This window comes from Nocardia sp. 149-1B (assembly GCF_057747975.1).
Map to the genome: position 1 here is coordinate 2,481,735 of NZ_CM173233.1, position 14,640 is coordinate 2,496,374.

The following is a 14,640-nucleotide window of genomic DNA, read 5'->3' on the forward strand; positions in this document are numbered from 1 at the left end:
AGTCCTCTCTTGTTCCGGCTCAGGGTCCGGTCGGTGGTCAGTACTCGATGGGGTCGCGCAGGATCGGGCAGGTCATGCAGCGCCCACCCCCGCGGCCCCGGCCCAGCTCGCTCGCGTCGATCGTGATGACCTCGATCCCGGCCTTGCGGAGCTGGGTGTTGGTGTGGGTGTTGCGGTCGTAGCCGACGACGACGCCGGGCTCGAGCGCGAGCACGTTGTTGCCGTCGTCCCACTGCTCGCGGGCCGAGCCGTAGCGGTCGCCACCGGTGGGCACCACGCGCATCGGGACGCCGAGCGCGTCGGAGACGACGTCGACGAAGTGCTTGTCCTCGTGGCGCACGTCCAGGCCGGAGGGCGAGGACTCGTCGGGCCGCAGGGAGAAGCTGTCGATCTTGTCGACGACCGGGCCGTACGCCGTGACGACGTCGCGGTCGCAGAAGGTGAAGACCGTGTCGATGTGCATGGCAGCACGGGTCCGCGGGAGACCGGCGGCGATGACGCGCTCGGCGGCACCGGCCGCGAAGAGCGAGCGAGCGACCTGCGTGATGGCCTGCTGCGAGGTGCGCTCGCCCATGCCGATCACGACGACGCCGTTGCCGATCGGCATCACGTCGCCACCCTCGATCGTGGCGTTGCCGCGGTCGCGGGGCTGCTGGTCGGGGTCGCCGAACCAGACCCGGAAGTCCTCGCCGGCGAACGCCGGGTGGAACCGGTAGATCGCGGTCGTCAGCAGCGTCTCCTGACGGCGAGCGCCCCAGTACATGCTGTTGAGCGTCACGCCCTGGTAGACCCACGAGGAGTTGTCGCGGGCGAACACCGTGTTGGGCAGCGGCGGGAGCACGAACTGCTGCACGTCGGCGTCGCGGAAGGACCGCAGGAACGAGCCGGCCATGTCGTCGGGTACGTCGCTGAACGCGACGCCGCCGATGAGGAACTCGGCCAGCTTCTCGGCCGGCAGGCTCTCCAGCCAGGCGCGGACCTCGTGGACGAGGCCGGGGCCGACCTGGTCGTCGGTGATCTTGCGGTCGAGGATCCAGTTGCGACCCTGCGGGTACCGCACCACGTCGACGAGGAGCTGCAGCATGTCGAGGACCTCGACGCCGCGGTCGCGCATCTTGGTGACGAAGTCGTAGTGGTCGCGCTTGGCCTGGCTGACCCAGATGACGTCGTCGTACAACAGCTCGTCACAGGTGTCGGGGGTGAGCCGGAGGTGGGCCAGGCCGGGCGCGCAGACCATCACGCGTCGCAGTCGGCCGGCCTCGGACCACACGCCGACTCTGGGCTCGGTGACGGTCTCTTCGACCGTCGCTCGGGGCAGTTGTTCGATAGCCATGGTGCTTCTTCCTTGCTCAGATGTGTGGCAGGCCGGGAACGGGTCCGGGTTCCGGGCAGCGTCAGCCGCCGGTCGGGCGAGGCGGCGGCCCGAGGACCGCCCCGCCCCCCGGTGTTGCGATGGTTGATGCCGGGGCTCGACCGGGTCAGATGGTGACGAAGCCCTGGATGAGGCCGATGACGCCGGCGACCGCGAGAGCGGACACCACACCGACGATCACACGCTCGGCCGCGGTGAAGATCTCCGCGCGGACCTGCTTGCGTGCCCAGACGTAGAGCGCGGTGCCGACGAGGTAGAAGATGCCGGCGACCAGGACGTACTTCCAGCCACCCGCGTAGACCAGCCACACGGCGTAGGCGAGGGCGACCAGACCGATGAGGAGGTCGCGGGTGCGGCTCTCTCCGGCGTAGGTCTCACCGGTGAACGCGAGCTTGACCTGGTAGAGCGCCGACCAGAGGTAGGGCAGCAGGATCAGCGAGGTCGCGAGGTAGATCAGGTCGGTGTAGGTGCTGTCGTTGAACAGCGTCCAGATCAGCATCAGCTGCACGCAGCCGTTGGTGAGCCACAGCGCGTTGGACGGGGCGCCGAACCGGTTCTCGGCACCGAGCTGGCGCGGCAGCACGCCTTCCTGGGCGGGGAGCCGGAGGATCTCGACGCAGAGGAGCACCCAGGACAGCAGCGCACCGATCAGGGAGACCGCGAGGCCGGCCGAGATGAACCCGGTGCCCCAGCTGCCGACCTCGTGGCGCATGAGTCCGGCCATCGACGGGTCGTCGAGACCGGCGATCTTCGCCTGGTTCATCAGGCCGTAGGACAAGATGTTCACCGCGAGCAGCAGGGCGAGAACGCCCACGAAGCCGATCACGGTGGCGCGGCCGACATCGCTGCGCTTCGCGGCGCGCTGGCTGTAGACCGAGGCGCCCTCGATGCCGATGAACACCCAGACGGTGACGAGCATCATGCTCTTGACCTGGTCGAGCCTCGAGCCGAGGCCCTGGCTGTCGCCCCAGAAGTCGGCGGTGAAGACGCCGGCCTTGAAGCCGACCGCGGCGATCGCGATGAAGGTGATGATCGGGACGACCTTGGCGATCGTGACGAGCGTGTTGACGAAGGCCGCGTTGTGGACACCGCGCGTGGTCAGCCAGTGCAGGACCCACAGCACGATCGAGGCACACACGATCGCCGAGACCGTGTTGCCGCCCTCGAAGGCGGGAATGAAGTACCCGAGCGTCGACATCAGCAGCACGAGGTAGCCGACGTTGCCGATCCAGGCGCTGATCCAGTATCCCCAGGCCGAGGTGAAGCCGAGGTAGTTGCCGAACCCGGCGCGGGCGTATCCGTAGACACCGCCGTCGACCTCGGGCTTGCGGCGCGAGAGGGTCTGGAAGACGAACGCCAGCATGAGCATGCCGACGCCGGTGATGAGCCAGCCGATGAGCAGCGGTCCAGGAGCGGCGCTCCCGGCCATCTGGGACGGCAGGGCGAAGATGCCGCTGCCGATCATCGAGCCGACGACGAGTGCAACGAGGGCGGGCAGGGCCAGGGTTCCGGCGCCACGCCCGTGTTGCTCAGGACTGGGGCCCGACGGTGGTCGGACCATCTGCTGAGTCATGTAGTTCGGGCCTCCTTCAAGAGGACGGAAGACCGATCTTCCGTCCTGTGAAGGACGCTAGGACGCGTGAGAACGCACGCAGCAGGGACCAACGGCACGGGGAATTGGGACAGGTCCCGGCCCAGAAGAGGCCTACCGGCGACCGGGTTTTCGCTCAGGTCCGCGTTGTCCTGGATCACTGTACAAGGCCATGCATGAACTTGCATCGAGGCCCGGCGAGACGACCCTCACGTCCGTCAGATCATGCGCTGGGCGCACCCCGATCGGTCCCGCCGAGGTCCCACCGACGCCGGTCACGGCGACGAGTGGTCTTGGTCACTCCGAGACGTCCAGGAGGACCTTGCCGACCGCCCCGCCCTCGACCGCGTCGTGTGCCGCGGCGGTCTGCGCCAGTGGGTAGTGGTGCACCGGCAGCCCGGCGTCGGCACCGATCCGGATCGCCCCGGCCGAGACCGCGGCCGCGACATCCTCGACCGCGGCGCGCAGGAGGTCCTCGGCCAGCGTGTAGAGGATGAGGAACTGGAAGCGGAGGTTCTTCCCGAAGGCGGCCCGCAGCGGCATCGTCAGCTCGTCCCCGCCGTTGTTGGCATAGATCGCGACCGTGCCGTGCACCCGCACCACCTCGAGATCGAGCGCGATGTTCTGCGCCGGGGCGACCTCGACCGCGATGTCGACGCCCTGCGGCGCGACCGCCAGGATCGCCGCCGCCGCGTCGGGCTCTCGGTAGTTCACGACGTGATGGGCGCCGGCGGCCCGCGCGAGCTCTGCCTTGCCCGCGCCGCTCACCGTGGTGACCACCGTCGCTCCCGCCCAGCGCGCGAGCTGGATGGCTGCGTTGCCGACCGCTCCCGCTCCCCCGGCGACCAGCACGACGCGCCCCTCGAGGGCACCCGGTGCGAGCCGGGTCGGGCCTCCCTCGCCACAGGTCAGGGCCCGGTGGGCGGTCACCGCCGGCACCCCCAGGCTCGCCCCGAGGTCGTACGACGCGCCGTCGGGCAGCGGGACCACCAGATGTGCCGGCTGCACGGTGTAGTCCGCGGCCGTGCCGTAGGGGCGTCCGTGCTGGGCGAGCACCAGCCACACCCGGTCGCCCACGGCCAGACCCTCGACGCCGGCACCGACGGCATCGACCACGCCGGCTCCGTCCTGACCTGGCACCACCTCGTCGTGGCCGGCCATCATCCCGGCCCGGAACTTCCAGTCGGTGGGGTTCACCCCGGCCCGGACCACGCGGACCCGCACCTCACCGGGCCCGGGCTCGGCCACCTCGCGCTCGACGAGCTCGAGCACCGACGACGGACCTGTCTCGCGGTAGACGATCGCACGCATGACACCGACGTTAGCCCGCGTCTCGCGCGTCGACTCCGTCGCCGCGCGCGCCGCGGATCGCTCTTGGCTCGGTCGGCAGACGGTGTGGTTACGGTCGGCGCGTTGGCTTCGGGCCCTGGTCAGAGGGCGGCGGCCATCCCGGCGCACGCCTTGAGCCACTGCCTCCTGGTGTTCTCGGAGAGCTGGGCGTAGGGCACGACCGACCCGGACACCAGCGACGGGTCGTAGGGCACCCGGTAGACCGCGCGCGTGCGCTGCTGGTAGACGTCAACCAGGTCGGAGGCGAGCTTCGCGTCGACCGTCGACGAGGGGTCCGAGAGGACCGTGATCGCCTTGTACTTCAGGTTCTGGTAGCCCGCGTCCTGGAGGGCGTCGAGCATCCAGAGTCCGCTGTAGCCGGTGTCCTCGCGGATCGTGCTCGTCACGACGAGCAGGTCGGCCGCACCGGCCGCCGCGAGCCAGTTCTCCGCCCTCATGTTGTTGCCGGTGTCGATCAGGATGATCCGGTAGAAGCGCTCCAGCAGCTTGTGGACCGCGTCGAAGTCCTGGGCGCGGATCGTCCCCGTCACGTCGGGTCGCTCGTCGGAGGCGAGCACGTCGAAGTGGGCGTCACCCTGCGAGCGCACGAACGCACCGAGGTCACCGATCCGCGACTGGTAGACGTCGGTGAACCGCTCGAGGTCCTCGAGCAGCTCGCGTGTGGTGTTGCGGTGGGTGCTGCGCGTGCCGCGGATGCCCAGGGTGCCGCGGGTCTCGTTGTTGTCCCACGCCACGACTCCCCCACCGCGCACGGTGCCGAAGGTGTAGCCGGCGGCCAGCACCCCGGTCGTCTTCGCCGCGCCGCCCTTGGGGTTGATGAAGGCGATCGTCCGCGGACCGTCGAAGTCCTTCTGGATCGCCCGCCGGTCGTTCTCGTAGGCCACCTCGGCGGCGCCCATCCGCGGGCTCACCAGCCCGCCGGTCCAGCGGCGTACGGCGCCCCGCCAGCCCCAGGTGGCGGGGCCTTGCTCCTGCGAGCCGTCGCGCCGGTCGAGGAAGTCGGTGGCGGTCATGAACCGGCGCACGTCGCCAAGCCCCCCGGACGGGTCCTCGGGCAGGGGCTCGGCCGCCGGTCCGACGACGACAGGAGGTGCCGCCGGCGGCGGGCCGAGCGGCTCCGGGGCGAGCACGACGCTCGGAGGCCGGTGCAGGGGCGGAGGCGTGCTGGGCGGCGGGCCGCTGGGGAGCGAGCCGCCATCGGGCGAAGACTCGGGCAGCGGACCGGTGAGGGGGTCCGACCAGGCGCTCCCCGGGCCTGCGCCGGCCGAGCTCCATGCTTCCTGCGACATGAGTGTCCTCCCTCGAGAGAGAATCGAGTTCCTGCCTGAGTGCGTCCTTCCCCCAAAACGGGCCGGTCACACGCACCAATCGGCCGCGGACTACTCCGACTCGACCTCGAGGTCCGCCAGCGCGGCGCTCACGGCCCGGTGGAACGTCGGAAAGGCGTAGTGCACGCCGCGCAGCGTCGCGAGCGGGATCTCGGCGTGCACGGCGGCCGTCACCAGTCCGAGCACCTCCCCGCCGTACGGCGCCACCACGGACCCACCGACCAGCACCCCGCGGTCCGCGTCCGCCACCAGCTTCACGACGCCCTCCGCCTCGGCGATCCAGCCCCTGCTGGAACGGGCCAGGTCGGCGCGGCCGACCGCGACTCGCAGGCCCTCGGCCCGCGCCTGTTCCTCGGTCAGCCCGACCGACCCCACCTCAGGGTCGGTGAACGTGACCCGGCTGACCGCGCGGTAGTCGGCCCAGGGGCCGTCCTCACCGAGCAGGTCGCGTACGGCGACCTGGGCCTGGTAGATCGACAGGTGTGTGTAGGCGCCGTGGCCGGTGATGTCACCCACCGCCCAGAGTCGCTCGGCCGCGCGCATCCGCTCGTCGGTCTCGAGCCGGTCGGCCTCCGGATCGAGGCCCACCGTGTCGAGCCCCGCATCGGCCAGGTTCATCCGGCGGCCGGTCGCGACCAGCAGCCGCTCGGCCCGCAGCGTCGTGCCGTCGACGTCGACCGCGAACTCGCGCCCGTCGTGGCGGACCGCCGTCACGTCCGCCCCGGTGTGGATCTCGACCCCGTCCCGCCGCAATGCGGTGGACACGACCTCGCACGCCTCCGGCTCCTCCGGGCGCAGCATCCGGTCCAGCGCCTCGAGCACCGTGACCCGGGTCCCGAACCTTGCGAACGCCTGGGCGAGCTCGGTGCCGATCGGGCCGGCCCCCACGACGATGAGGGAGGCGGGCTGCTGGGCCTGCCTCATCACCTCGCGGTTGGTCCAGTACGGCGTCCCCGCGAGGCCGGGGATGTCGGGGACGGCCGGCTCGGTGCCGGTGTCGATGACGACCCCGAGCCGCGCGTCGTACGTCTCGGCGCCGGTCTCGGCGTCGACCACGACCCGGCCCGGGCCGTCGAGGCGGCCGTGCCCACGGACCAGGCGGACCCCCGCTTCGACCAGCGGACCGGCGTGCTGAGCATCGGTCCAGTCGTGGTTGGCCTCGCGGATCCGCGCCGCTGCCCGGCTCCACGGGTCGCCCCGGTGCGCGGAGTGGATCAGCAGCTTCGAGGGCGTGCAGCCCCAGAACGGGCACTCACCGCCGACCAGGTCCCGCTCGACGCCGACGACCGCGAGGCCGGCCTCGGCCAGCTTGCGGGCGGCGTGCTCGCCCCCGGCCCCGAGGCCCAGGACGACCACGTCGGCTGGGTCGACTGCGTCGACCGACGTCATCGGCACCGGCTACTTCGACAGGTGACGGGCGCGGGCCAGCGTGAAGACGCCGTAACAGGCGAGGCCGACGCCCAGCAGGCAGAGCAGGACCGGGCCGAAGGGCTGGTCGAGCACCTTGAACAGGGCCTGGTCGAGCCCGCCGGACTTCGAGGCGTCGTGGGTCGCGGCTCCGTAGAGGACGAGGCCCCCGGCCACGATGAACGCGATCCCCCGCGCGGTGTAGCCGGCCTTGCCGAAGGCGATGTACGCCGTTCCTGTGCTGCCGCCGCGGCCCTCGGCGTCCAGCTTGTCGGCGAAGCCCTCGGTCCAGGCCCGGTAGATCTGGTAGCAGCCGTAACCGATGACCGCGAGGCCGGCCAGTCCGACCAGCAGCTGGCCACCCGGCCACTCCATGACCGAGGCGGTCCAGCTCTTGTGCTTGCCCGAGGAGCCGGACCCGGTGGCGACCTTGAGCCCGGAGAACCCGATCACCGCGTAGATGATCGCCTTGCCGACCGAGACGAGGCGCTTGCGCGTGCGCTTGCCGCCGTCGCGCTCCTCCTGGTGACCGAAGGCCGCATCGAGCAGCTTCCAGAGCACCAGCAGGAACATCCCGATCGAGACGACCCAGATCAGCACGCCGCCGAACGGCTGCTCCGCGAGCTGGTGCATGGCGCCGCTGCTCGAGGGCTTGCCCTCTCGGTCGCCGAAGGCCAGCTGGACGGCCAGCCAGCCGATCATCAGGTACACCACGGCGTAGGCCACGAGGCCCGCGCGGACGGCGTACTCCATCCAATCGCTGTTGTGCGCGTCTCGGCCCGCTCCCTCGGCCCGTCGCGCGGCGCTCCCTCCCGTGATCGTCATGACAGCGCGGCGAGAGCGCTCTCGATCGCCCGGTGGAAGGTGGGGTAGGCGTACATCATGTTCCTCAAGGTGTCGACGGGGACCTCCGCGTGGACCGCGACGGCCAGGAAGCCGAGGATCTCCCCGCCCGCCGGACCCACCGCGGTGGCTCCGACCAGGACTCCCCGATCCACGTCCTCGACGACCTTGATCAAGCCGTGCCCACCGGGTCCGTGCGTGAAACCCCGCGAGGACTGCTCCAGCGGGGTGGACCCGGTGCGCACCCGGAGCCCGGCGGAGCGCGCCTGCTGCTCGGTCAGGCCCACCCCGCCGACCTCGGGATCGGTGAACGTCACGTGCGGCAGCGCGTGGTAGCGCGCCGGAGCCCCGTCCTCCCCGAGGACGTCGCGCAGCGCGATCGCCGACTGGTACATCGAGACGTGGGTGAACGCACCCTTGCCGGTGACGTCGCCGATCGCCCAGAGCCGCTCCCCCGCCCGCAGCCGGTCGTCGACCTCGATGGTCCGGGCGGCCGGGTCGAGCCCGACCGTCTCCAGCCCGAGGTCGTCGAGGTTCGGGGTCCGGCCGGCGGCGACCAGCAGCTTGTCCGAGGTGAGCTGCTCGCCGGTGTCGAGGTCGAGGCTGAACCCGCCGTCGGCGTACGCCGCCCGGGTGGCCTCCACCCCGGTCAGCACCCGGATGCCCTCCTCGGCGAACACCTGCTCGATCAGGGCACCGGCCTCGGGCTCGTTGCCCGGCAGCAGCCGCGGACCGTGCTGCACGACGGTGACGTGCACCCCGAACCGGGCGAACACCTGGGCCAGCTCGCACCCGATCGGGCCGCCGCCGAGGACCACCAACGACGCCGGCAGGTCGGTGACCCGGACCGCGTCGCGGTTGGTCCAGTACGGCGTCCCCGCGAGGCCCTCGACCGGCGGCGTGGCCGGGCGGGTGCCGGGGTTGAGCACGACGCCCCGGATCGCGGCGTACGACGTCACGGTGCCGTCCGCCAGCTCGACCCGCACCTGTCCGGGCCCGTCGAGGCGTCCCACGCCGTGGTGGACGATCGCGCCGGCGTCGCGGAGCCGGTCCACCGCGATCGTGTCGTCCCAGCCGGTGGTGGCGTCGCGGTCGATCCGGCGGGCGACCACCGACCAGCTCGGCGACATGATCGCCTCACCCGCGACCTCCGCCGCCCGGCGTACCTCCGCCACGACGTCGCTGCCACGCACCATCATCTTGGTGGGGATGCACCCGTAGTAGGGGCACTCACCGCCCACCAGGTGCTTGTCGACCGCGACGACGCGCAGTCCGGCCTTGGCGGCGCCGGTGGCGAGTGCCTCCCCGCCGGGTCCGGTGCCGATGACGACCAGGTCCACCTCGTGTGCGCTCATGGGGGTGTTCATGAGCACACTATGGCGAACCGGGCCTAGTGTCGCGTCTCGGAAGTTGTTGAACGGTTGGCGTTCTCAGGGTGTGGGCATCGCAAGGCGCCGGCGCGCCGCCATACCCGCCCGTCTCGCAAGCGTCGGCAACGCAGCGAGGTGCGTGCCATGGGGGCGCGAAGCGCCCAAGAACCTCTGGGACGCGGCACTAGTCAGGCGATGGACTCCCGGTTGCGCACGATGCTGCCGAGGATCCCGTTGACGAACTGCGGGGACTCGTCGGTGGACAGCTCGCTGACCAGCGCGATGGCCTCGCTGACCGCTACGGCGTCCGGCACGTCTCCGGCGTACAGCAGCTCCCACACGCCGAGCCGGAGCACGTTGCGGTCGACCGCGGGCATCCGGGCCAGCGTCCAGCCCTCGGAGTACGACGTGAGCAGCTCGTCGATCCGCTCCTGGTGCTCGGCCACGCCGCGCACCAGGGTCGCGGTGTAGTCGTTGGTCGGGCCCTCACCCTCGGCGATCGCGCGGTCCAGCGCCTCGACCGGGCTCTCGCCGCGCATGTCGGAGGCGTAGAGCACGTCCAGCGCCCGCTTGCGGGCCTTGGACCGGGCTGACATCTCAGCCCTTCACACGGCCGAGGTAGGAGGAGTCGCGAGTGTCGACCTTGACCTTCTCGCCCTGGTTGATGAACAGCGGGACCTGGATCTCGTGACCGGTCTCGAGGGTGGCCGGCTTGGTGCGGCCGGTGGCGCTGTCACCGGCGAGACCGGGCTCGGTGAAGGTGATCTGCAGCTCGACGGAGGCGGGGAGCTCGATGAACAGCACCCGGCCCTCGTTGGTGGCGATGATGACGTCCTGGTTCTCGAGCAGGAAGTTCTTGGTGTCGCCGACGATCTCGGGCGCGACCTCGAGCTGGTCGTAGCTCTGCACGTCCATGAACACGTACGAGGTGCCGTCGTTGTAGAGGTACTGCATGGTGCGGCGGTCGACCGTGGCGGTCTCGACCTTGGTGCCGGCGTTGAAGGTCTTGTCGACGGTCTTGTTGGACTCGACGTTCTTCAGCTTGGTGCGCACGAACGCCGGGCCCTTGCCGGGCTTGACGTGCTGGAACTCCACCACGGCCCAGAGCTGGCCGTCGATGTTGAGAACCATGCCGTTCTTGAGGTCGTTCGTCGTTGCCATGCGCGCGTGTCAACCTTCTGCGTACGTCGAGGGGTCGGGGTGCCGCCCGGACCCGCCGGGCAACAGCCCACGAGTCTATCGGCTCGGCCCCCTCACGCTGGAATTGCCCGACCACTAGGTCAGCTCCCAGACGATCTGGACCGTCACCGAGCCCTGGTCGCGGCCGGCCCGGATCGGCAGCGCGGCGGGGATGTCCATCGCGCCGTACACGCCCCGGTCCAGGGCGTGCAGGCCCACGGTCGGTGTCGGCAGCGCACGCGTGTGCACCTCACGCAGTGTCACGACGTCGCCGAGCGTCTGGCCCGAGGCCTCGGCGTACTGCTGCGCCTTGGCCTTGGCCTCCGCGACGGCGGCGGCGCGGGCCTTGCCCATCACCGCGTCGGTGTCGCCGACCAGCAGCCGGATGTTGCTGACCGCCACGCTGTTGCCGCCGGCCGCGACGGCCGCACTGACCGCCTGGCCTCCCTGCTTGAGCTCCTTGACTAGCACCGTCGCGCGCTCGGAGACCCGGTAGCCGGTGATCGTCGGCGGGCTGTACTGGTGGTACTCGTACACCGGAGTCATCGACAGCCCGGTCGTCTGCACGTCGGACTTCGCGACGTCGTACTTCTTCAGGGAGTCCAGCACCCGGCTCATCGTCGTGTTCGCGGCGCCCAGCGCGTCGTCGAGGGCCAGGCGCGTCTCGTTGACCCCGATGCCGAAGGACAGCTCGTCGGGGACGGCGCTCGCCTCCCCGGTGCCGGACATCGTCAGCAGCCGCCGGGGCTGGGCCGCCGCCGAGCCCTGGTCGTCCGCCGCCTGGGCGGCCGGGGTGGCTCCGCCGGAGCCGCCGAGGAGGTAGGCGACCACCAGGGCCATCGCCACCAGCGCGGCGACCAGGAGCCCGCGCACACTCACCGTCACGTTGCTGTTCATGTGGGCTCGGACGTCGTCAGCCCCGATCGGGTTCCCCTCGGGCGATGATCTCGAGGGCCATCCGGTAGCCGTCGATGCCGTGGCCGGCGACGACCTCGACGGCGTACGGCGTGACGACCGAGGTGTGCCGGAACTCCTCGGGCCGTTGGTGCGGGTCGGAGATGTGCACCTCGACCAGGGGGGCCTCGAGCTGGGCGCACGCGTCGAAGATCGCGTAGGAGTAGTGGGTCCAGGCCGCGGCGTTGAGGACCACGGGGGTCGCGTCGTCGGCGGCGGCGTTGAGCCAGTCGAGCAGCTCGCCCTCGTGGTTGGTCTGCCGCACGTCGACGTCGAGGCCGAGGTCGCGGCCCCAGTCCTGGCAGAGCTGCGCGAGCTCAGCGTGCGTGGTGGTGCCGTAGATCTCGGGCTGACGCCGGCCGAGGCGGCCCAGGTTGGGTCCGTTGAGCACGAGCACCCGCCGCGGGTCGCTCACGCGGGCCCGCCGATCGCGGCGTAGGCGTCGCGCAGGTCGGCCACCGACGGACCGGCGAGCACGGTGGGAACGGCGAGGTCCGAGAGCACCACGAAGCGCAGCTGCGAGCCCCGCGCCTTCTTGTCGACCGCCATCGCGCGGTGGAGCTCGTCGAACGAGGCCTGGGAGTACGTCGTGGGCAGCCCGACCCGCGCGAACGTCTGGCGGTGCCGCTCGACGACGTCGGCGCCGAGCGTCCCGGCGCGACTCGCGAGCTCGGCGACGTAGACGCAGCCGATCGCGACGGCCTCGCCGTGCCGGATCCGGTAGTTCTCGGTGCGCTCGATCGCGTGCGCCATCGTGTGGCCGTAGTTGAGGACCTCGCGCCCGGGGTGGCCCTGCGCGCCGCCGGTCTCCTTGAGGTCGGCGGAGACGACCTCGGCCTTGACCCGCACCGCGCGCTCGACGAGCTCGCGCAGCACCGGGGAGTCGGCCTCGAGTCGGGAGGGCTCGGTCCGCTCGACCAGCGCCAGGATCTCCGGGTCCGCGATGAAGCCGCACTTGATGACCTCACCCAGGCCCGCGACCAGCTCGGCTCGGGGCAGCGACCTCAGCGTGGCGAGATCGCAGAGCACGCCCGCGGGCTCGTGGAAGGCGCCGACCAGGTTCTTGCCGCTGCGGGTGTTGACGCCGGTCTTGCCGCCCACCGCCGCGTCCACCATGCCGAGCAGGGTGGTCGGGACGTGCACGACCTTCACGCCGCGCAGCCAGGTCGCGGCGACGAAGCCGCCGACGTCGGTGGTGGCGCCACCTCCGAAGGTGACGACCGCGTCCGACCGGGTGAAGCCGGCCTCGCCGAGCGCCTCCCAGCAGGAGGCGGCCACCGCTGCCTTCTTCGCGCGCTCGCCGTCGGGGATGGGCAGGACCATCACGTCGTACGCCGCGGCCAGCGAGTCGAGGACCGGGCGCACCAGCTCGGCCAGGGCGTCGGAGAACACGACCGCGACCCGCTGCACCCCGACACCGAGCATCTGTGGGAGCTGATCGGCGAGGTCGTGGCCGACCACCACGTCGTACGGCGAGGGCCCGGTCACGCGCACGACGGTGTCCCTCATGCCTCCCCCTCCTGCGCCGGGCCGTCGAACGCGGCCACGATCTCCTCGGCCACATCCTCGGGGGTGCGCCCGTCGGTGTCCACGACCAGGGTGGCGACCGACTCGTAGACTGGGGTGCGCTCGTCGAGCAGCGTCTTGATCCGCCCGCGCACGTTGCCCAGCAGCATCGGGCGGGAGGTGCCGAGCCCGACGCGCTTGACCGCGTCGGACAGCCCCACCTGGAGGAACACGACCCGGTGGCCGGCGAGCAGGTCCCGGGTGCCGGGGTCGAGCACGGCTCCCCCGCCCAGCGCGAGCACCCCGTCGTGCGTGGCGAGCGCCTCGGCAACGGCGGCCCGCTCCAGCGCCCGGAAGGTGTCCTCGCCGGAGTCGACGAAGATGTCGGAGATCGTGCGACCCTCGGCCGTCTCGACGTCCCGGTCGGTGTCGCGGGCGGTGGTGCCCCACCGGGAGGCCAAGAGGTCGGCGACCGTGGTCTTGCCGGCCCCCATCGGGCCGACGAGGACCACCCGGGGACGAACGGAGGACGTCACTTGAACCTCAGCGTGTCCAGGTAGCTCTCGACGTTGCGACGGGTCTCGTGCACCGAGTCCCCGCCGAACTTCTCCAGCACGGCGTCGGCGAGCACGAGCGCGACCATCGCCTCGGCCACGATGCCGGCGGCGGGCACCGCGCACACGTCGGAGCGCTGGTGGTGGGCGACTGCCTCCTCGCCGGTGCTGACGTCGATCGTGCGCAGGGCGCGCGGCACGGTGGCGATCGGCTTCATCGCCGCCCGGACCCGCAGCACCTCGCCGGTCGACATGCCTCCCTCGGTGCCGCCTGAGCGGCCGCTGACCCGGCGGATGCCGTCGGCGCCGCCGACGATCTCGTCGTGCGCACGCGAGCCGGGGGTCGCCGCGAGCTCGAAGCCGTCGCCGACCTCGACGCCCTTGATGGCCTGGATGCCCATCAGCGCCCCGGCCAGGCGCGCATCGAGGCGCCGGTCCCAGTGGACGTGCGAGCCCAGGCCCGGCGGCAGGTCGTGGACGACGACCTCGACCACACCACCGAGCGTGTCGCCGTCCTTGTGGGCCTGGTCGATCGCCTCGACCATCAGCTTGCTGGTGTCGGCGTCGAGGCAGCGGACCGGGTCGTCGTCGAGGCGCGCCACGTCGTCGGGCTGGGGCCAGAGGCCGGCGGGTGCACGCACGCCGCCGAGCTCGAGGACGTGGGAGACGATCCGGGCACCGGTCGCCTGCTCGAGGAACTCCGACGCCACCCGGCCCAGCGCCACCCGGGCGGCGGTCTCACGGGCGGACGCGCGCTCGAGGATCGGCCGGGCCTCGGGGAAGTCGTACTTCTGCATGCCCACCAGGTCCGCATGCCCGGGACGCGGCCGGGTCAACGGCGCGTTGCGGGCCAGGGCCTCCAGCTCGACGGGGTCGACCGGGTCGGCCGACATCACCTTCTCCCACTTGGGCCACTCGGTGTTGGCGATCTCGATGGCGACCGGCCCGCCGATCGTCTCGCCGTGGCGGATACCGCCGACCAGCGTGACCTCGTCCTGCTCGAACTTCATCCGGGCACCTCGGCCGTAGCCGAGCCGGCGCCGGGCCAGCGCGTCGGCGACGTCGCTCGACGTCACCCGCACATGGGCAGGAAGCCCCTCGAGGATCGCGACCAGGGAAGGGCCGTGGGACTCGCCCGCGGTCAGCCAACGCAGCATGGCGTCAGTCTTTCACGTCGGGAACCGAG

The 14,640-nt window shown here is 71.5% G+C and carries 14 protein-coding genes; all 14 read right to left on the reverse strand.

Annotated elements, in window-relative coordinates; genetic code table 11:
- Nucleotides 1-37 precede the first annotated feature (37 nt).
- The gene (gene arcA, locus AC3ANS_RS11915; RefSeq protein ID WP_488296359.1) at nucleotides 38-1,333 is read right to left on the reverse strand and encodes an arginine deiminase; all 1,296 of its coding nucleotides are present in this window, start codon (nucleotides 1,331-1,333) and stop codon (nucleotides 38-40) included.
- A gap of 145 nt (nucleotides 1,334-1,478) precedes the next feature.
- On the reverse strand, nucleotides 1,479-2,945 hold the full coding sequence (arcD, locus tag AC3ANS_RS11920; RefSeq protein ID WP_488296360.1) for an arginine-ornithine antiporter: 1,467 nt from the start codon (nucleotides 2,943-2,945) through the stop codon (nucleotides 1,479-1,481).
- A gap of 315 nt (nucleotides 2,946-3,260) precedes the next feature.
- A complete protein-coding gene (locus tag AC3ANS_RS11925) occupies nucleotides 3,261-4,274 on the reverse strand; it encodes an NADPH:quinone reductase (RefSeq protein WP_488296361.1) in 1,014 nt (337 codons plus the stop codon).
- Nucleotides 4,275-4,393: 119 nt separating this feature from the next.
- Entirely contained in the window at nucleotides 4,394-5,602 is a 1,209-nt protein-coding gene (locus tag AC3ANS_RS11930; protein WP_488296362.1) for a MinD/ParA family ATP-binding protein, read from the reverse strand.
- Nucleotides 5,603-5,692: 90 nt separating this feature from the next.
- Nucleotides 5,693-7,030 carry a dihydrolipoyl dehydrogenase family protein gene (locus AC3ANS_RS11935; protein WP_488296363.1) on the reverse strand — a complete coding sequence of 446 codons (1,338 nt, stop codon included), beginning with the start codon at nucleotides 7,028-7,030 and terminating at the stop codon, nucleotides 5,693-5,695.
- 9 nt (nucleotides 7,031-7,039) lie between these two features.
- Entirely contained in the window at nucleotides 7,040-7,873 is an 834-nt protein-coding gene (locus tag AC3ANS_RS11940) for a DUF1206 domain-containing protein (protein WP_488296364.1), read from the reverse strand.
- On the reverse strand, nucleotides 7,870-9,258 hold the full coding sequence (locus tag AC3ANS_RS11945; RefSeq protein ID WP_488296365.1) for a dihydrolipoyl dehydrogenase family protein: 1,389 nt from the start codon (nucleotides 9,256-9,258) through the stop codon (nucleotides 7,870-7,872). The genes AC3ANS_RS11940 and AC3ANS_RS11945 overlap by 4 nt, the downstream gene beginning before the upstream one ends.
- Nucleotides 9,259-9,449: 191 nt before the next feature.
- Nucleotides 9,450-9,857 (reverse strand): transcription antitermination factor NusB, encoded by a 408-nt coding sequence (gene nusB / locus AC3ANS_RS11950; RefSeq protein WP_488296366.1) that lies wholly within the window; start codon nucleotides 9,855-9,857, stop codon nucleotides 9,450-9,452.
- Between the two features lies 1 nt (nucleotide 9,858).
- Entirely contained in the window at nucleotides 9,859-10,422 is a 564-nt protein-coding gene (gene efp, locus AC3ANS_RS11955) for an elongation factor P (protein WP_488296367.1), read from the reverse strand.
- Between the two features lie 114 nt (nucleotides 10,423-10,536).
- Nucleotides 10,537-11,337 (reverse strand): SIMPL domain-containing protein, encoded by an 801-nt coding sequence (locus AC3ANS_RS11960; RefSeq protein ID WP_488296368.1) that lies wholly within the window; start codon nucleotides 11,335-11,337, stop codon nucleotides 10,537-10,539.
- 16 nt (nucleotides 11,338-11,353) lie between these two features.
- Entirely contained in the window at nucleotides 11,354-11,809 is a 456-nt protein-coding gene (locus AC3ANS_RS11965; RefSeq protein ID WP_488296369.1) for a type II 3-dehydroquinate dehydratase, read from the reverse strand.
- The gene (gene aroB / locus AC3ANS_RS11970; protein WP_488296370.1) at nucleotides 11,806-12,903 is read right to left on the reverse strand and encodes a 3-dehydroquinate synthase; all 1,098 of its coding nucleotides are present in this window, start codon (nucleotides 12,901-12,903) and stop codon (nucleotides 11,806-11,808) included. Before aroB ends, AC3ANS_RS11965 begins: the two co-directional genes overlap by 4 nt.
- Nucleotides 12,900-13,436 carry a shikimate kinase gene (locus AC3ANS_RS11975; protein ID WP_488296371.1) on the reverse strand — a complete coding sequence of 179 codons (537 nt, stop codon included), beginning with the start codon at nucleotides 13,434-13,436 and terminating at the stop codon, nucleotides 12,900-12,902. Before AC3ANS_RS11975 ends, aroB begins: the two co-directional genes overlap by 4 nt.
- Nucleotides 13,433-14,611 carry a chorismate synthase gene (gene aroC / locus AC3ANS_RS11980; protein ID WP_488296372.1) on the reverse strand — a complete coding sequence of 393 codons (1,179 nt, stop codon included), beginning with the start codon at nucleotides 14,609-14,611 and terminating at the stop codon, nucleotides 13,433-13,435. The genes AC3ANS_RS11975 and aroC overlap by 4 nt, the downstream gene beginning before the upstream one ends.
- Nucleotides 14,612-14,640: the final 29 nt, after the last annotated feature.